This is a genomic window from Laspinema palackyanum D2c, assembly GCF_025370875.1.
GTDB lineage: Bacteria > Cyanobacteriota > Cyanobacteriia > Cyanobacteriales > Laspinemataceae > Laspinema > Laspinema palackyanum.
This window is the reverse complement of the sequence record NZ_JAMXFD010000001.1, coordinates 100,663-120,530: the sequence shown is the minus strand read 5'-3', so window position 1 is coordinate 120,530 and position 19,868 is coordinate 100,663. Positions and strand designations below refer to the sequence as shown.

Annotated in this window: 8 protein-coding genes; 1 reads left to right on the top strand and 7 read right to left on the bottom strand. The window is 47.5% G+C overall.

The window, feature by feature from the left end; genetic code table 11:
* Window positions 1-188: 188 nt before the first annotated feature.
* Entirely contained in the window at window positions 189-320 is a 132-nt protein-coding gene (locus tag NG795_RS00475) for a hypothetical protein (protein ID WP_261203978.1), read from the top strand.
* 174 nt (window positions 321-494) lie between these two features.
* Here the strand turns inward: NG795_RS00475 and NG795_RS00470 are convergent, their stop codons facing one another.
* The 7 genes from NG795_RS00470 to NG795_RS00440 form a co-directional block, all read right to left on the bottom strand.
* Window positions 495-2,810 (bottom strand): sensor histidine kinase, encoded by a 2,316-nt coding sequence (locus NG795_RS00470; RefSeq protein ID WP_367286710.1) that lies wholly within the window; start codon window positions 2,808-2,810, stop codon window positions 495-497.
* A gap of 249 nt (window positions 2,811-3,059) precedes the next feature.
* Window positions 3,060-3,941: an SDR family oxidoreductase gene (locus NG795_RS00465; protein WP_367286709.1), complete on the bottom strand. Its 882-nt coding sequence runs from the start codon at window positions 3,939-3,941 to the stop codon at window positions 3,060-3,062.
* A 263-nt stretch (window positions 3,942-4,204) separates the two neighbouring features.
* A complete protein-coding gene (locus NG795_RS00460; protein ID WP_367286708.1) occupies window positions 4,205-15,028 on the bottom strand; it encodes a CHAT domain-containing protein in 10,824 nt (3,607 codons plus the stop codon).
* Window positions 15,029-15,343: 315 nt separating this feature from the next.
* Window positions 15,344-15,985 (bottom strand): DUF2225 domain-containing protein, encoded by a 642-nt coding sequence (locus tag NG795_RS00455; RefSeq protein ID WP_367286707.1) that lies wholly within the window; start codon window positions 15,983-15,985, stop codon window positions 15,344-15,346.
* 1,009 nt (window positions 15,986-16,994) lie between these two features.
* Complete coding sequence (locus tag NG795_RS00450) at window positions 16,995-17,183, bottom strand: hypothetical protein (RefSeq protein ID WP_367286706.1); 189 nt, start codon at window positions 17,181-17,183, stop codon at window positions 16,995-16,997.
* Between the two features lie 68 nt (window positions 17,184-17,251).
* Window positions 17,252-18,034 carry an exodeoxyribonuclease III gene (xth, locus tag NG795_RS00445; protein ID WP_367286705.1) on the bottom strand — a complete coding sequence of 261 codons (783 nt, stop codon included), beginning with the start codon at window positions 18,032-18,034 and terminating at the stop codon, window positions 17,252-17,254.
* A gap of 74 nt (window positions 18,035-18,108) precedes the next feature.
* Window positions 18,109-19,755 (bottom strand): acetolactate synthase large subunit, encoded by a 1,647-nt coding sequence (locus NG795_RS00440; protein WP_367286704.1) that lies wholly within the window; start codon window positions 19,753-19,755, stop codon window positions 18,109-18,111.
* Between the last annotated feature and the right edge of the window lie 113 nt (window positions 19,756-19,868).

The window sequence follows — 19,868 nt, the reverse complement described above, 5'->3', positions numbered from 1 at the left end:
GTGTTGGTAACTTTTAATTAATTATCCTCCTCCGAGACTGTGTTTCAAATCACGGTTACCGATGAGGGCGATCGGCTTCACGTCAGGTAACTATCACCCTGCCTTCGTCCTCAAATCACCCTAATTTATCCTGAACAGAGAGATAATGGGAGTATAAGAAAAGAAGAAGCCAATCGGAGGACAAAATCATGTTACCTCGCTATCGGACCCACACCGCCCAATTCGTTAAAATGGTTTACTCGAAAGTGCAAGTCAACGGAAAACTAGAGTTAGTGCCAATGGAATTATATTCCGATGGTTCCCTCAAACGCAGCGCTTAATCGGTTTAATTCTCATCATTCAGCAGGTTAAATCCAGTCAATCAGGAACCGCTTAAATGCAGCAACAATTAATTAGTCTGACAACGGAATATTACCCAATCAAAAAGGGGGAGTCTATGTAGACTCCCCCTTTTTGATGGAGAGAGGGGCTCTAGGGTTGTTCCGGTGCGATCGCTAGATTAAAGAGTTCGGAACTCTCGGAATCTGAACCCTAAACTCTGTTCCCAATCCCGGAGTAGAAAGGCAAGTTAATTGACCCCCATGTTGTTGCACAACAATTTGATAACAAACCGATAACCCTAAACCCGTCCCTGAACCCACGGGTTTTGTTGTAAAAAATGGGTCAAAAACCTTGGAAAGGACCGCTTCAGGTATCCCCACCCCATTATCGGTAATCCGAATGGCGATCGCCTCATTTCCAACCCTCTCGGTGCGAATCCAAATCGTGGGTACAGAATAACTCACCTGGGATGAAGGCTGGATCAGATCGGGACTGGTATTTATAGAATTCCCCTCCCCCAAGCTACTCACCGTCCATCGGCGTTCCTCTAAAGCATCGATCGCATTATTCAGCAGATTGAGAAACACCTGATTCAGTTCAGACGCATAACAATCCACCTCTGGGAGGCTTTCATATTCTTTAATCACTTGAATTTTTGGAGCATTACGCGGATTATCCAGGCGAGACTGGACCAGCATCAAGGTATTTTCAATCCCGTCCTGGATATTCACCGACTTCAACTCCGACTCATCCAACCGCGAAAAATTGCGTAAATTTTCAACAATTTTTTTAATGCGTTGGGCACCCAACCTCATAGACTTGAGAAGTTGGGGTAAGTCTTCCTCTAAGAACTCAATCTCTATCTCATCTACCCGTTCTTGAAGAGGGTCTGGGAGAGTGGGGTATTCTTCTTGGTAGATATTTAGGACGTTGAGTAAATCTTGAAAGTATTCTTCCAGATGAGTGATATTTCCATAAATAAAATTGATCGGGTTATTAATTTCATGAGCCACACCACCGACCATTTGGCCGAGGCTGGACATTTTTTCCGTATGAATTAATTGAGCTTGGGTCCGTTGCAGTTCAGCCAGAGTTCTTTGTAAATCCGTAGTCCGGCTGGCGACTTTTTCTTCTAAAGTGCGATTATAGTCAGCGATGACCTGTTGAGCTTGTTTGCGATCGGTAATATCTTGAAAGGCCACAATTGCACCGACTACAGTACGCCTTTCATCAAAAAGGGGGGTACTTGCCACTTCTAAAGACAAAATCCGGTCTGGTTGGTGAAGTTCGAGGTCATCCACCCGCACCCGTTCTCCAGCCAGCGATCGCATAAAAGGCATTTCTTCAACGGGATAGAGATCAGTCGTACCAGCACGATAAATTTTATAAATATCAGGGATTTCTTCCGCAGAGGGTGTTGCTCCCTGTTTGATATTGAGTAACTGTTCTGCGGTTTTATTCAGGTACGTCAGTTCTCCGTCCTGCTTGTAAACCTCCACTCCAACGGGAATGGCTTCTATCAATTGTGCCAAATTGCTTTTGCTCTCTTGCAACTGCCGGTTGGCCTCCCGGAGTTTGGTCTCAACCGTTTCCCGTTCATCGATGGCAGCAGATAACACCAAGCAAGTAATCGCACAAACGCTCATAAAAGATTGTAACAACAACAAAGACTCGTGAGTAGAAGTTTTAACAAATGGACCTACACCCTGAGTCGTACCGAGGATGGCGATGAATGAGACTAAAACAACTAACAGGGTGGCGCTAAACTTGCCAAATCGAAAGACTGACCAAATCAGCAAAGGAATCAATGCGTACTCAAAAGAATATCCTCGAATAAATGCCATCCAGCTTACTAACAGGACTGAGCCAAGTAAAGCAATTGTTTCAGCGATTTTACTCGGGGATATTTTCTTGGGAACCGGCGAACACTGCCATGCTAGAAAGGGTGTGGTTAAGAGGAGATAACTCAGCACGCTATTAAACCACCAAGTCAACCACATTACCAGATAGTCAGACCCAGACATCAGCCCTCCGAGGTAGAAACCTGTCACCCCAATTGTGGCACTAATACAGGGGCCAATGGTAATCAACAAAATGAATAGACTGATGTGGTTAATCGAGGTCAGCAGAGCGCGCGAAGGAAGCAATTTGTGAATTAACCAACTGATGATCAGCGGCTGAAGCGCATTACCCATCGCCTGACTCACGGAAATTGCTAGGGCCGGAACGATCGCAAGGGGTGGCGTTAGGGTCAGGAGATCATAGAGTGCTAATACAAAAGAAGCCCCAAAAATTCCAGGCCAGATGCGATCGCCACGTAGCAAGACCGCTGCTAATGCAATTCCTGTGGGGGGCCATATTGCCGTAATATTGCCCGGGAGAGAAGCAAACTGTAATCCAATTTTACCAGACAATCCATAAAGAATTGCCAAAATGACCCATTCCACAACCTGCTTACTTGTGATTTTGAGTCTTAATCTTCCCCGCATCTTACCCACCTTATTTGCGTCAAGTAAATATTTATTTTATAGCATTATTGCTTTAAATATTCCTCACTCTGTAACAAAAAATAATATTTTTATCGATTAACTCTACCTCTTAAAAGTAGCGGGGCTCACTGTAACCCTTCTTAGAAGGAAACTTTAAATATAAATAAAAATAGCGAGACAACTTTTCCAAGAGTTATCTCGCTATTTCTGCTATAATCCTAGGTCATAAAAAGACGCAAAATACCTGAATCAACAACTCACATAACGGCGGATAAAACTTTCTAAAGACTCCATTTTTATCCCAAAGGTGGACTCTAAAGTGTCTATCTCTTGTGCAGTGCAGAAAAACTCATTAGAAACCAACACTCGCACAGTTCCCAGAGATTTCTGTAAACCTGGATTCACCAATCCCAACCCATTGCGGACTCCATCAAAGACCATCATCGGTGGATTAATAATCAGGGGTTCTCGATTAAAAATTCGGCCAAAAATCTTGGGAATCTCTTCGCGGGAAAGAATTTCTGGGCCTCCCACCGGGAAAATTTGATTTGCTGCCTCCGGGACTAATACGGAATCTGCGGCTATTTTGGCTAAGTCATCGGTACTCACCGGGGAGGTGCGATTTCGCAAGTCCCCCAGACTTAAATAAATCCCCGTTTCTTTGAATCGTTGTGCAAAGGGAATTAAAGCCGAGTCAAAAGCAGAAGGACGTAAAATGGTGTAAGTCAAGCCACTTTTTTGTAAATATTTTTCCACTTCGCGCTTGGCTTTAAACACGGGGGAATCCAGATAACCGCGATCGCAACCCAGGACAGAAATCAACACAAAATGCTCGACTCCGGCTGCTTTCCCGTAATCAATCAGGTCAATATTCGCGCGATAGTCGATCGCCTGTGCGCCTCCGGTTTCCTTCCCGCCATGAGCGCTGATGATATACTTCACTCCTTCACAGGCTTTTTGTATATCTCGCTCCCGCTTCAAATCGCCAATGAATATCTCAGCGCCTCGGTTTTCTAACTCGCTGTAGTCCGCACTCAACCGCACAAAAGCCCGTACAGGGGCTTGTCTGCTGGTCAAAACCCGCACCACGCGCCGTCCTAAACTGCCTGTTGCTCCAGTAACTAAGAACATCTTTATTTATGGATAAATGAATCAGTCTTTTGCTTAGTTTAACCGATTCTAAAAAAAAGGGCTAGAGGCGGTTTTCCGAAGTCTCCAGCCCGAGAGCATCGCACTTTTGCCGCCCTTTTTGGGAGAAGGGGCACAGGGGATGAGAGCAGACTGTTTTTTCCGGGAATTTACAGTGTGATCACGAGTCTAAATCAGGCTAACTCTACAATCAGGAGTGATACCCAATTCGGTTGTCTGATAGTATTACAGATTGAGAACGGGACTTACCAAGGAGAGCCTATGGTTGTGAAAGCCGACCAGTAATAGGGATGGGAAAGAAGGGTTGTTTGGGTGCCAAAGAATTCAGTCGGTAGAGAAATCCCCTGGGATTCTCCTCTGAATCGCAGGATGCCGTTTTCGATTTGCACATTCCCGCGAATCATGGCGATTTGAGCTTGGCGCAAGGCTTCTGCTTTCAGGGGTGCGGTGCGTAACTGCTTGTAGAATTCGCTCATTAAGGCTAAAGTGCCTTCATCGCTCACATACCATAAACTGGCGATCGCTGTTTTGACTCCCGCTTGTAAGGCAAATCCCGCAAAGCCTAATTCGGCTTTTTCATCCCCTAGCGCAGTCCGACAGGCAGAGAGGACTAATAACTCCACTTGGGGGTTCTGCCATCCCAGGGTTCGCAATTGATCCAGGGTCAGTTTTTCATCCCATAATTGAATATAGGAATTACTCAAGGCACCGGCGCTAAATTCCCCATGAGTTGCCAGATGAATAATCTCATAGGGATAGTCATGGCGCGTTGCCACGAGATTGGCACGGGTAAAGTCAGCATTTAACAATTGGACACCTTGCCAAAGCTGCTCAGTGATGGTGGAGAGTTCCACCGGGACCGCAGGTAAGGGATTGAGTTCCGTAAAGGTACTGGCTCCCATTGCTAAGACGCGGGTATTCGCCAAGGAGCGATACTGCATATTGGTTAAGCTGATGCTGGGAATCAAAGCAACGGGGTATTTTTCAATGAGGAATTGTTCTCCATCATGTAAGGCGGAGATTGGTAAAGCGCGCAGTCCCGAATCCATGCTAAACAGGAGAGTATCAATCCCGTTTGCCTCTAGTTCAGGTTGGATGGGTGCAATTAGCCACTGATAGAGTTGTTGTGCCTCCTGTAAATAGTTCTGGGAATGGCGACGATTGGGAGTGGTCAGTTCTCCCCGAAATGCTGTCACGGCTTTGAGTAGGGTCTCCCGGTCCGTCGTTACAGTTCGACGAATGGGAGCACCATTGGCGGTGATGACAATCAATTCAAGTTGCTCCGGCTGAACTAATGTATAAATTATTGCTGGGTTTGAGCCGGTTTCGCGGCTGATGTTACCCAGGCTATCGCGAATCCCTTGGAGGCTGGTGGGGACTTCTTGGAACTCGGAGCCAAAATAGTCGGTAAATTCTTGCGATCGCATTTCTTCAATGCCACCCACAGCGTCAACGAGGTTCCCGGATGCCAAGTTCTGGTTAAGGTTATAGCGCGCTATATCGAGGATTTGAGACATGGAAACCGGGTTATTGAGAACCGTAGCTTGAGGGATTTGAACGTTTCCGGGGTTGGTGACGATTTCCAAGGGGGTGGAACTTGGTATCAGGGTTTGAGCGGGGTTTCCCTCTGGCATGGCTATGATTGCACCAGATGCCGTTTCCACGGGTGCGGTGGAATTGGCCGGTGGACTGTGATCGGGACCTACCCCTGCGGGTGCTGGAGTCGTTGCCTCGGGTTGGGGGGATTGCACCGGATCCTGTACGGGTTGCAAAACCTCCGCTGTGGCGATCGCCGGGGATTCCACAACCCGTGGGGTGGCTGTTTCTGTCCCTCCTAACTCTGGGGTAGCGACTGCCGGTTGTGCTGCGGATTCACCGGATGGGTTGGTACTGGGTGAATCTGTCCCACTCTCTTCTGTTGTCGGGACGCTACCTGCCGCCTGGGTTGGCACATTTGAGGCGGGTTGAATCCGCGTAGATTGCTGAGGCGATCGAGGTTGTTCCGGTTCTGGTGCTGGTTCCGGTTCTGCTTCCAGTTCCGGTTCCGGTTCCGGTTCTGGTGCCGGTTCCGGTTTGGCCGTGATCACTCCTGTCCTCACCTCACCTGACGTGGAAATCGTGACCGTACTGGGGCCTCCTAGCTCCGAGAGTGCGGTAATATTTCCCGTTGAGATCGTTCCCCCTCCGGTACTCACTAAGTTAACTTCACCCGCTTCTGAATATCCGCTGGTATCTATATTTCCGGTGTTCACATTCCCTGCAGCATTGAGGTTCACGGTCCCACCTGCTCCTTGGGTTGAGGTGGCTAGAATATTTCCCGTTCTTATATTCCCCAAAATGCTGTTAATTAGCACATTTCCGGCATTTAAAAATCCGCTGGTAGTAATATTTCCCGTGGTAATATCGCCCTTGGCTTCTAGCTCAACTTGACCCCCCTCTCCAGTCTCACTACGGGTGGAGAGATCACCCGTGGTGATCGTTTCTTCTGCACGGAGTCGGATATCGCCACCGTCGGTGGTAACATCTTGCAAGTTAATGCCTTTTTTCGCCACAACGGTCACGCTTTCTAAGGGTTGATTCCCCCCGATCGCCCCGTCCACTCTCACGTTACCGGCATTGATCCGTAAGCGATAGTTGCCATCAATGGTGCTGGTGGCGGTCACATCGCCATATCCCGTGGCATCGCTGCCAGTGGTTACAAACGTATCGCGTTGCAAGGAAATCGGTGCATCAATGTTGACATTCCCCTGATTGGTGGTGATATCTCCATTCAAGGCGAGATTTCGACCTATGACGGTTAATCCCGTTAAGGCAGTGATGTTTCCCAAGGAATTGCCTAATTCCACGTTTCCACTAGCATTCACGGTTAACTGATTCGCGCCATTGATGGTACCGCTGAGGGTGATGTTACCTGCATTTTGCGTACTCAGGGTGACATCGTTGCCGAGTTCAATGGCGTTGCTATTCAGGGCGATATTGCCATTTTGTGAGGTAATATTTCCCCCTAACTGGGTTTGGGGAGCAATTAAGGTGAGGGAACCATTGCCGATCAGGGTGGTGTTGCCATTGACGGAGATAGAACCGGGTTCCAGAGGAACTTGCACAATGGTGGGGTCAGGGAGGGTGATGGTCCCGATCGCCACGGTGCCACTGCCATCACTCCGTCCAATCGTCACCCCTGTAAATCCGTCTTGCAGGTTGGCGATATCAGCAGCAGTGAGGGTGAATCCAGCATTGCCATTAGCAGCGCCGATCGCCATATTTTGGGTGGGGTTTGTCGGTTCTAGGACTAGGTTCCCTGTCCCACTGACGGCACCGCCTAAGTTGATATCATTGGCAGTGAGGGTTAAATCTTGGGTATTGGCAGTGAGGGTGGAACCAAAGGTCAGGGTAACGCTTCCGGCGTTAAAGTTGCCGCCATTGGCACCGAGTTGGATGGGACTATTCAAGGTGATGCCGTTAGTGGTGGCGACTGCGCCGTTAACCGTGGCGAGATTACCATCAAGGGTCAATTGCTGTAATGGGGTACTGCTGCCGACTGCACCACTCAACTGCACGTTACCACTGCCGGAATTTAAGGTCAATTCTCCACTGCCATCGATCGCGCCAGCAAAGGCAATATTCCCATTATTGCTCACATTTACTGCATTATTAATTTCGGTTTGGCCTTGGATATTCACAGTGCCGGTAGAATTGTTAATATTGGCATTCAGAGTGACCGTGGGTGCAGTCAGAGTGAGACCTCCTGTGCTGGTGATTGTTCCATCCACGGCGATCGCACCTGTCGCAGACTGGACTGTAGTCGGAACTGGGAGAGAGGTAGTACCAATCGTGATATTACTATTGCCATCAGTCCGTCCAATGGTGACGCTGTGGAATCCGCTGACGAAATTGGCGAGTTCTGTAGCGGTTAAATCCAGGTTGGCAGTTGTCCCCGAACCCCCTATTTCGATATGCGTTGATGCCGTTGCCGGTTGCAGGAAGACTTTTCCGCTACCGCTTAGGGGACCGCCAAAGTCGATCTCATTGCCGGTAAAGATTAGATCCTGGAACTGGGAAGTGAGGGAGGAACTGAAGGCGAGACTGCCTGTGCCTGCATTAAAGGTACCGCCGCTATTGGTGACACTCACGGGACTGTTCAAGGTGATGCCGTTCGTGGTGGCGACTGCGCCGGGTACGGTCACATTCCCAGCAGTGACGGTTAACTGTTCTAGGGGAGTGCTACTGCCAATTGCGCCACCAAACGTAACCTGAGAGGTATCCGCATCGATCGCCAGACTCCCACTGCCATTAATTGCACCGGAGAGAGAAATATTCCCATTGTTGCTGAGATTGACAGCATTGGCAATTTGTGTATTTCCGGTGAGGTTCATTTCCCCCCCAGTATTACTCAATCCGCTATTCAGATTGAGGGTAGAGGCATTGAGGGTAATGCCTCCATTCCCAGAAACCGCGCCATTCACGGTGATTTCACCGTCCGGCGATCGCACGGCAACGGCATCATTAAAACTGGCATTTTGAATCACCACACTACCACTGCCATTAGTGCGTCCGATCGCAATACTGCGGAATCCATCTTGTAACTGCGCCAATTCTGCGGCAGTCATATCTAAACCGGCAGTGTTTCCGGAATCCCCGATGGTGATTCCCTGAGAGGGAGTTGCCGGTTGCAACACCAGAGAACCCGTCCCACTGATGCGATCGCCAAAGTTGATTTCATCCCCAGTTAAGGTTAAATCTCCCGTTCCCGCATTCACCGCTTGATTAAACGTGAGGGTTGCGGTTCCCGTAGACAAGGTACTATTGCCACTCACCGTCACCGAGGAGTTAAACGTCAGGGGACTATTTTGAGTATAGATGCCGCCACCGTTGACGAAGGTTTCTCCTGCGGTAATGTCCAGTCCTGCCAAGGGGTTCACGCCTCCAGCGACGCCTTCAAAGCGCACATTCCCACGTCCGGCATTCACCGATAAGCTATTCGCACCATCGATAGTCCCGGTAAAAGTAACATCACCGTTATTACTGGTGAGGGTAACATCATTGGGTAATTGCACTCCACCATTGAGGGCGATCGGGCCGCCTTCTGTCGTAATATTAGAATATAGATTCGTCGTTTGCGCCTCCAGAGTCACCCCAGCGCTACCCGTTGCCGTCAAAGCACCATTCAGATTCACCACTCCCACCCCGGACCGAATCGTAGTGGGTTGACCCACCGTGAGGGAATTGACATTAAGGGTTCCAGAACCGCTACTTTGTCCCAAGCGAATTTCACTAAATCCGGGTTGAATTAAGCTCAATTCTGTTTGAGTCAAATCCAGCACAGCAGTATTGTTATCTGTTCCTGCAATAGTCATCCCTTGGGTGGCGATCGAGGGTTGAATTTCCAGATAGTTAGTGCCACTGACATTTCCGGTTAAATTAATCTCATTCCCCGCTAAAATCAGTGCGTTAGTGCCAGCAGTGATGCTGTCATTAAAGGTTAAAATTCCCTCACCTGTATTGAAACTAGAATCCCGTTGCAAATTCACCGGACTGTTGAACGTTAAATCGCTATTCTGGGTGCGAATCCCACCGCCGACTTTAATTTCTGCTGCGGGTCCAAAGGTTAAATTACCCAACGCTTCAAAGACTCCAACCGGACGCTGAAAATCGATATATCCCAATCCAGAAATCAAATTAAGCGTTCGATTTCCATCCAGGAGACCTTTGAAAATAATATTGCCGGGAAGATTTTCTCCGGTACTAAAGGTGACATCAGCACCCAGTAGAACATCTTCCTCAAAAATGATATCGGTTCCTTCCGTGTAAATATCATTGAGCAAAGTTGTCAGTCCCGCAATGTCCCGCGTCAAGGTAGCATCATCCAGCAGACTAACTGCACCATTGAGGGTCAGGGTTCCCCCGACTTGAGGCGATCGCAATATAATGGGGTCGTAAAAAGTAACAGTTCCCATATCAATTGCACCGCTACCGGAGGCACTGCCCATTGTAATCGAACTAAATCCATTTCGTAAAGCCAATAAATCCGTCTGAGTGATGTCTAATTGTCCCAAATTGTCAACAGTATAGCCTAGATTAATCGCTAGACTTGGCGTCGCCGGTTGTAAAACCAGACTACTGCTGCCGCTAACGCTATTATTCCCCCCCAGGAAGTTAATTTCATCGGCAGTCAGGGTTAAGGGATGATTTCCCGCTGCAAAAGTCTGGTTAAATGCGATCGTTCCTGTTCCCGCATTGATGCTACTGCTTCCGGTTAAGCTACTCGGGGAATTCAAGGTAATATTTCCATTATTGGTCGTGATATTACTGGCAATTTCTGTATTTCCAGCAGTGACAGATAGACCCGTTAACGGGTTAGAACTACCCACCTCACTCCCAAAGGTTAAATGACCCGAACCGGCATTCACCGTCAGCAGAAAATTACCATCCACTGCACCGCCAAAGCTGACATTTCCCCCATTACTTTGAACTGTTACATTATCTCCCAGTTGGACTGCACCGCTTCCGAAGTCAATGGCATTTCCTGTGGGATTTGTGGCAGTAATATTATCATTCAGATTAGTTTTGTAAATCTCCAGGGTGAGAGTAGCATTATCCGTCAGGGTAATGGGACCATTGGTGGTCAGGGTTCCGACTGCTAACGGCGATCGCAACGTCACCGGATCTGGGAACGTGACCCCGCCATTCTCAATCGTAATTGCACCATTGCCGTCACTGCGTCCGATGGTAATCCCGCTAAACCCATTTCCTAAATACCCCAGTTCCCCGGTGGTTATATCGAATGCGCTAGTGTCCGATAACCCACCAATGGCGATCGCGCTGTTGGGGGAATTTGGTTGCAACGTCAGATGATACCCCGTTCCCGTCACACTACTCCCAAAGTTGACCTCATCCGCCGTTAATATCGTATCGCCATTCAGGGTAACTCTATTATTAAACGTCAGATTCCCCGCCGTCATATCCCCATTCAGAATCGCACTGCCACTGAATGCTTGAGTAGTCAGGTTATAACTGCCACCATTGACACTGCCACTAAAGGTAATATCACGACTAGCGGTGGTAATCGTCGTATCCCCACTGAGACTGATATTGCTACTATTGAGGGTAATTGAGGCGTTATCCGTCCCGGTAATATTGCCTCCCAGAGATAGAGTTCCCCCTTGTAACCTCAGCGGGTCGGCAACCGTTAACGTTCCGGTATTAATAGTGCCGGTGGTATTAATATAAACCTCACTCAACTCCTGTTGCAACCGGGCCATTTCTTCCGTCGTCAAATCTAAAGCATCAGTCGTGCCATACCCCGTTGCCTCCACCCCCACGGCGATGGATTGACCAGGAGTAAAGGGTTGCAGCGTTAAACGACCCGTTCCCGTCACATTCCCACCCAAGTCGATTTCATTCCCGGTTAAGATAATATCGCCAATCGTGGTAACATTATCTCCATACACTTGCCCTACTGCCCCGCTCGTGGTAACATTCCCATTCAGTTCGGTTGTTCCCCCCGCATCGGTAGTCAGACTGCCAGCATTAACAGTTCCGCCCAATCGAGTCAGTCCGCTACTATTAAGCGTCAGATTCCCACTTCCCGAGACCGTTCCCCCAAAGTTAAGCGCGTTGCCGGTGAACGTAATATCGCCATTAGTAAGAACATTATCTCCATAGACTTGTGCGATACCTCCCGTGGTAGTAACATTCCCATTGAGTTGGGTTGTCCCACCTGCATTGGTGGTCAAACTTGCAGCAGAAATTGGCCCTCCAAAAGTCGTGATGCCGGTACTATTCACCGTTAAGTTACCAATAGGGGTCACACTACCAATGCCTCCGGTAATGCTAATATTGCCAGTGCCGGTATTTAAAATTAAGGGATGATTGCCATCCACAAGTCCAGTCACGGTAATCGGTGCACTTCCTGTCGCGAGGGTAATCGGACTCTTCAGGGTGACATTTCCTTGGATGGCGATCGGTTGATTCGTTGTGTACATCCCAGGTGTTGTGTCCATACCAACTAGAGTTGCTTGTATGCCAGGTAGAGATGATATCTCAATTTGTGGAGCGGATAAATTTATAGGACCCCCATCACGAGAACCTGTCTTACCTCCACTGTCAGTGCCAATCCCCACCCAATTGGGATTAAGGTTACTACTACTAAATAGATTTCCTGCCTCAATGTTGAGCGATCCACCATTCCCGGCAGCAGTTCCGTTCCAAGAACGGCTGGCGGTAGAAATAGCAGCACGTGTATAAATAGAACCATTTGGTGCTTGTAGAACAATATTGCCCCCATTATGAGAAGTTCCATTTGAAATAGATGCAGAATGTATTGTCGATTGTATTTCAATGTCACCAATTGAAGTAATTATCGTAATGTTTCCCCCATCACTACTATCTGCACTTGATTTTGAATCGGAAATACTTTCAATAATGCCGGTCGTAGTAATTCCTTGTGTAGCATTTAAGGTAACTGCACCCCCATTTCCAGCTACCCCGCTAGATGCATAGCCTTTAGTAACAAGATCGCCGGTTTGAATGCCGCCATTCGTTGCTGTTAGATTAATTGACCCTCCATTAATGGCTCCAGTAAACAAATTTCCAGTAGTTATACTCGCTCCTGAAATAGAAATGTTTCTCCCTGGGGCAGAAATTGGCCCTCCAAAGTTCGTGATGCCGGTACTATTTACCGTTAAGTCACCAATTGGGGTCACACTGCCCATAGCTCCGGTGATGTTAATATTCCCAGTGCCGCTATTTAAAGTTAAGGGTTGAGTGCCATCGACACGTCCCGTCACGGTAATCGGTGCATTCCCGGTGGTCAGGGCAATCGGACTATTCAGGGTGACATTTCCTTCGAGGATGAGTGGTTGATCCGAGGTAATAATGTAAGCTATAGATAGAGCAATTTCATTAGCGGTTAACTCTACCTTACCCCCACTACCAGGACCTGAACTTTCGGTGCCAATCCCCCACGCACCACTATCATTAATGCTAATTTGATTTCCTGCACGAATCTGGACAGAGCCAGCATTGCCGGACTGTAGAGTACCGGAATGGCTAGTAGTATGTATTGATTGTATCCCAATATCACCCCCTGAAGTAGTTATAACACTGCTACCCCCATCACTACTACTACCTTGAATTCCATAAGAACCAATGTCAAGAAAGCCGGTCGCAATTCCTTCTGTAGCCTCTAAGGTAACTGAACCCCCTGTTCCAGATGACCCCTTCTCTGCTCTAGATCTAGTATCAATATAGCCGGTTTGAATGCGGCCACTGGTTGTAGAAAAGGTAACTGAACCACCTGCTCCGGATGACCCTTCATATGCCCAGGCTCTAGTATTAATATTGCCGGTTTCAATGTTGCCATTCGTCGCAGTTAGATTAATTGCTCCTCCTCCATTAATGGACCTAGTATCCAGAGTTCCAGTGGTTATACTCGCCCCTGAAATAGAGAGATTTCTCCCGGGTGCCCAGATCGCATCATTTAGATCTTGCATGAGAAACGATCCGGTTCCATCCTTGTTAGCATCGGCAGTAAAGGTTATTGAACCCGTTCCAGTCTGAAAAGATAGGGAATTATCAGCCAAGTTTTCAATAGTAATATCATTCGTCGCTTCTAGGATGACATTTGCACTCCCCGGCAAAGTCTCTAAAGCCGATTCGGAGATTGTGTAGTATCCAGTCCCATCCCCCGACAAAATTACACCTTGCGCTTGTCCCACTGGAACATCAGCGTTGAGTTCGCTATCATCTGCTCCCCCACTGACAATACTGATATTTTCTGGATCGAGGAGTAACGTCCCCATACTCCCATAAGGCGCGCTTAAATCCACCAACCCGCGAAAAATCAGGTTTTCCTTCCCGGATACCTCTATAAACCCGCCATTTTGCGGTTCATTCCCTGGTTCAACCCCTGCACGGGCGTTGATTGTACCATGAAATGCTGTGGTATCATCCGCCCAAATAATCACTCGTCCCCCGTCTCCCTGGGAGATTGCATTTGCCGAAATCATCGAATCCTGACTCACAACCGTATTCGAGGCATTGGGAACGGGCCCTTTTCCCTGATATTCTCCCCCGATTAGGACTGTCCCACCGCCATTTATCCCCGAGGCGTCAATATTCCCATCGACTACGGCAACTCGCTCTCCCAATACCTGGACGATGCCGCCGGTTTCTCCCACTGTATCAATCTCACCGGAAGCTATGGCATCTCCCGGTTGGATGGGAATTTGCTGTTGAGAACCCGTCAGGGTAATGGTGCCATCGGGATTCACCTGCACCTGACTGGCATGACTCACCCCACTCCCTGTCAACAGTTCCGGTAAACTTAGCGCAGTCAGTTGGGAAGTCAAAGCGGTTGTACCCGAGGGGGTCAAATCTAAACTCAGCAAATGGTTCTCTTGAGAAATGCGAACTCGACTCTCTCCGGGTACTGCGGCAATGGTGATATTTCCCCCAGGTGCAGAAAGCGTTCCGGCATTTAACACCGTCCCACCCAACAGGGTTAAGTCATGATTGCCTGATAAAGTTAAGTTTCCTAAATTAACAATAGCCCCCGGTTGGGCAATATCAAAGGCAAATTGACTGGGAGTTCCGACTAGATTCGCCCAATTATTCTCGCCAACGGCATTAAACCAATCATTTCCAAATCCGATACCCGTCGCAGTCGTAGCGGTAAATGAAGCGGGTACATTTAAGGCCGCATTCGGTCCAAAGAGCATCCCCGCAGGATTCATCAAAAATAAGTTAGAATTGCCGCCAGTGACTTGAATTAAGCCATTAATAATTGAGGCATCCCCCCCGGTGACTCGTCCGAGGATATTCTGAATCTCGGGGGAAGAGAGAAAATTCGCCACTTGACCCGCATCTAGGCCAAATTGTTCAAAACTATGGAATAAATTGCTGTTATCCGGGGAGAGAGTGCCGCCGGTAATATTAAACTGATTTCCCTCTGAAGTGACTTCGGTTCCCGTCCCATCAGGGGTGGGAGTAATCGGTTGAGCGAGGATTGCCGGTGTCTGAAAGACCGATGCAACTGCTAATCCGACTAGGAAAACATTCAGTTTATTCATATTACCTCTGGGCTGGGTTTAATCGATGGAAATCCTGAAAAACGATACCGTTTAGGGCTGATTTTGGGGAGGGTCTGGATTTAGCTACTACATTGAAATGGGAGAATGCAATTCAGGAAGATGTTGGTAATCCGAGGAGTTCGTAATTTTTGAATTGCCAATTTAGATAGGCAGCAGCTTATGCTATAGCGGTTCCCGGACTGATGATGAACAGATATTTAGAGGAGAGGAGTGCGAGCATCTTGCTCGCTAGAATAAAGAGCAAGCAAGATGCTCGCACTCCTGATTTCAGGAACCACTTCGCTCTGGGTTTAACTAAGCTTTAAACCTTAGTTGCGGATTATCCCGTTGTTGGAGGGCATAGTTTGCCATTTTGTCCCATGCTGGGTTGGTTTCCGCTTGTTGAATCACCTGATTAAAATACTGGTGCGCCGCCTCAATCTCACCAATGCGCCGATATAGTTCCCCAATCAAATAGGTAATATTTGGTTTCTCATCCGGAGGCACAAGCTGTTCTGCTAGAGCTTTCTCGAAATAATTTATAGCTAACTGACGTAAATGGGTCTCATTGACTGTTTGTTCGTCGAATGCCGCCCATGCTCCTTTCAGATATTCCTGGGCCAATTCCCAAGCATTATCCCCCGCCATTTCCCGAATTTTTGCATGGAGTTCATAGCGACGCCCTGCATTGAGTTCTTCTGCTGGGCACAATGGGGTAATCACTGTCTCAATTTGACTTTTGAGATTTTTATCTAATTTAGTGCTAAAATCTTGACGGTAACCCGAAAACCCACAATTGGGGCAAGTATTCATGAGAATGGGCAGGGGTGCATAACCCATTGTGAGGCCGTGAAAATCTGTATAGCAACCGACCGAATTGGTGCTTCCTAAAACATCAATTGTTAGAGCTTTTTTGCAACAGGGACATTTGACTTTTTCTCGATGAACAGTGGTCATAATCGTTGACTCCTTTGGTTTTCAGGATGTTGGCGCTGTCGATAAACAACAGACGCCTTAAGTTTTTGCCGAAACTAGGGTCGCTGAGAAATAATATCGGTGATGATTCATGAATTGAATCAAAAGCAAGACAAAATTTCCTCCAGTCTCCTGAACGGGCAGTTCAGATGGATTCTCACTCCATCTCCTGGGATAGAAAACCAGAAAGGATGCAAAGGAAACTGGTGGGTTGGGTCTGATGTAACGGTTAAGTCGTTTGACCTCTCAACTTGGGCTATCCCCAATCTAGTAACCCGGGGAAATAATGTCAATATAAGATATCTATTTTGAAGATTAAATCATTATAAAGGGTTTATTTAAAGAAAATGAATATTGACAGTGAGTCTCAACACGAGAAGGCATAGCGATAGTTACACTGTGAAAAAAACCTCACTCTTTCAGGGTTTGAGGTTAAACAATTTTCATGTTGTTTTTAAAAGCCTAGAAAAAATATTAGCAACAATCAGAAGTTGATGTGGGTTCTGTTCCCTTTCCGTCCGTGGGTACAGATGTCAGGGAGTTCCCACTTAATGATTCGGGGATCAAGCTGGCTAGTGGTATGGGTTTCGCTTTGCGATCCAAGGCTCCAGCTTATTAAGGAGGCGATCGCAAATCGGGTTAGGAAAAACTCTAGCTGTAGAGGTCAGGATTAGCTTAGACTGACAAGTTTAGGTCCAACAACAGACATTTTAGGCAATGCCATCAAAGAATTGCACAACCTATCCCTAGGCTCACCTTAACCCAGCCATTTCCGGTTTAAATGGCTAAAGTTTTGCTAACTTTTTTGCTCCCGTGTTTAAAGCAATAGTTAGTAATTGTAGGGTGGGCATTGCCCACCGACTGACGCAATCTTTCACATTAAATCCTAAATAATTTAGAGTAATTGTAGGGTGGGCAATGCCCACCGACGAGTTGGCTGAAGCCCCTCACGAGGCTGAAGGTGGGCACTGCCCACCCTACTTTATTTTTGCTATTCAATCCCCTGGGTTTCCATCTTTTCGGCCACTCTAATTTCAGCTAACCGTTTTTCATATTTTTGGTCTATCTCCAATGTTAAATCAGCTACCTCTTTCATCTGATGCTCAGTAATTTTAGCCAATTCAAGCAGTTCTTTCATTTTGGCTAATTCGTCGTCATCCATAGATAATGAATGGCTCATCTTTAACCCTCCGAATGATTTTAAACCCATCTAGTAGGGTGGGCATTGCCCACCCTACTCGCCTGAAATCACTCTAATTCTAAAATCACTGGGGTGTGATCACTGGGTTTGGATAACTGCCGGGGTGCAGTGTCAATGGTACAGCCGATCGCCCGTTCTTTCAGCTTCGGGGTAACATAATGATGGTCGATGCGCCAGCCGCGATTTCGGGCGAAGGCACCGGCGCGATAATCCCACCAGCTAAACTGTCCCGGTTCTGAATTAAATAGGCGGAAGGCATCGGTTAAGCCGAGTTCTAAAATTTGGGTTAAGGCGGCCCGTTCTGCGGGGGAGGCCATGATATCATTGGGGGTGGTTTTTCGATGAATATCTATGGCTTCTAAGGCAATATTAAAGTCACCGCAAATACATAATTTATCGGTTTTGTCAAGAATATTTTTAAGATAGTTTTCCAGGGTTTTCAGCCAGGTTAGTTTATAGCTATATTTATCACTGCCGACGGATGAACCATTGGGAACGTAGAGATTGAGGATGCGAATATCTTCAAAAACTCCGGTGATGACGCGCTTTTGTTCGTCTAATTCGGCGACTTCTGGACCGAGGATGGGGGTGAAACCGATGCTGACATCGGTGAGGGGAGTTTTACTTAATAAAGCAACCCCGTTGTAAGATTTTTGGCCGGAGATATAAAGGTGATAGCCTAATGCTTCTAAGGGCGATCGCGGAAAATCCGCATCGACTACCTTTGTTTCCTGCAAGCACAATACCTCAACGGGGTTGGTCTGTAACCAGTCGGTTACTTGTTCTAATCGAGTTCTAATCGAGTTAACGTTCCAAGTGGCAATTTTCATGAGTTAGGAATTAAGAATGAGGGCTTAATTGTACCGCGTTTTGTCTCATTCCTTAACTCCTAACTCATGGTGATTTAGATGGTGCAGTTCAATCCGCCTGCTTTTTGACTAAAGCGGATGTTTTCGCTATAGTCAACCGGACAGTCAATCACCGCTGGAACATCCTGGGCGAGGGCTTCTTTCAGAGTGGGAATTAAATCCGCTGCGGATTCAATGCGATAGCCTTTTAATCCCATACTTTCTGCAAATTTCACAAAGTCGGGATTGGTGAATTTGATGAAGGCAGATTCGCCATAGTGGTTCTGTTGTTTCCACTCAATCAGTCCGTATCCGCCATCGTTAAAGATGATGGTTACGAAGGGGGTTCCGACGCGCAGGGCGGTTTCTAATTCTTGGCAGTTCATCATGAATCCGCCATCGCCGGTTACGGCTACAATTTTGCGATCGGGATAGACTAATTTAGCCGCTAATGCGCCAGGAATCGCAATTCCCATTGCAGCAAATCCATTGGAAATTAAACAGGTATTGGGCCGATCGCAATGATAGTGGCGGGCAATCCACATCTTATGGGCACCCACATCAGAGATGACAATATCATCCGGTCCCATCACCTGGCGCAAGTCATAAATCAGTTTTTGCGGTTTGATGGGAAATCCATCATCCGTAGCATACTGTTCATAATCGGCGCGAATATCGGCGCGAAGTTCGCAGGCGTGAGGGGTGGGTTTACTCTGGCGATCGGCGCGATGCAAAATTTCCATCAACGAGTCAGAAATATCCCCCACCACTTCCACAATTGGGATATAACTACTATCAATTTCCGAAGGAGTTGCATTAATATGAATGATTGGAATTTTTCCGTCTGGATTCCATTTTTTCGGGGAATACTCAATCAAATCATAGCCCACGGCAATCACCAGATCCGTTTGCTCAAACGCACAGGTAATATAATCACGCTGTTGCAATCCGGTTGTCCACAAGGCAAGGGGATGAGTATAGGGAATGACGCCTTTCCCCATAAAGGTATTGGTCACCGGAATATGCAGGCGAGTGGCAAATTCCGTTAACACAGACCCGGCATGAGCGCGAATTGCGCCATTTCCGACTAAAATGAGGGGATTATTCGCCCGAGAAATCGCTGCTGCTGCTTCATTTAATCCTTGATAAGAGGCATAGCTTTTTTCTTGCTTATCTTTTCTCAAGGGTTCACCGACAACCGGCATGGCGGCAATATTTTCCGGTAAATCGATATGAACCGCCCCAGGTTTTTCCGTTTGTGCCCGTTTAAAAGCTTTGCGAACAATTTCCGGGGTGATGCTGGGACGGACAATTTGTGCGTTCCATTTGGTGACGGGTTCAAACATTGCCACCAAGTCTAAATATTGATGGGATTCAATATGCATCCGATCAGTTCCGACTTGTCCAGTAATGGCGACAAGAGGAGCACCATCTAAGTTGGCATCGGCGACCCCTGTCATCAAGTTGGTGGCACCGGGACCCAAGGTGGAGAGGCAGACTCCGGCTTTTCCGGTCAACCGTCCGTAAACATCGGCCATGAATGCCGCGCCTTGTTCGTGACGGGTGGTAATAAATTGAATTGAAGAGTTACTCAGCGCTTTTAAAACGGCGAGGTTTTCTTCTCCGGGGAGTCCAAAAATGTATTGGACGCCTTCATTTTCCAGACAATGAACTAAGAGTTCGGCGGTGTTAAGTTCACCCATAATCTTGTGTTACCTCAGAGAAATGTGGGGTTGATGACGGTGGTAAAAGTGAGAACCTGCGGAGATTGCCCAGGGGTTCGGTAAGTTAGGAACCTCTGACAATCGGTCAGGGT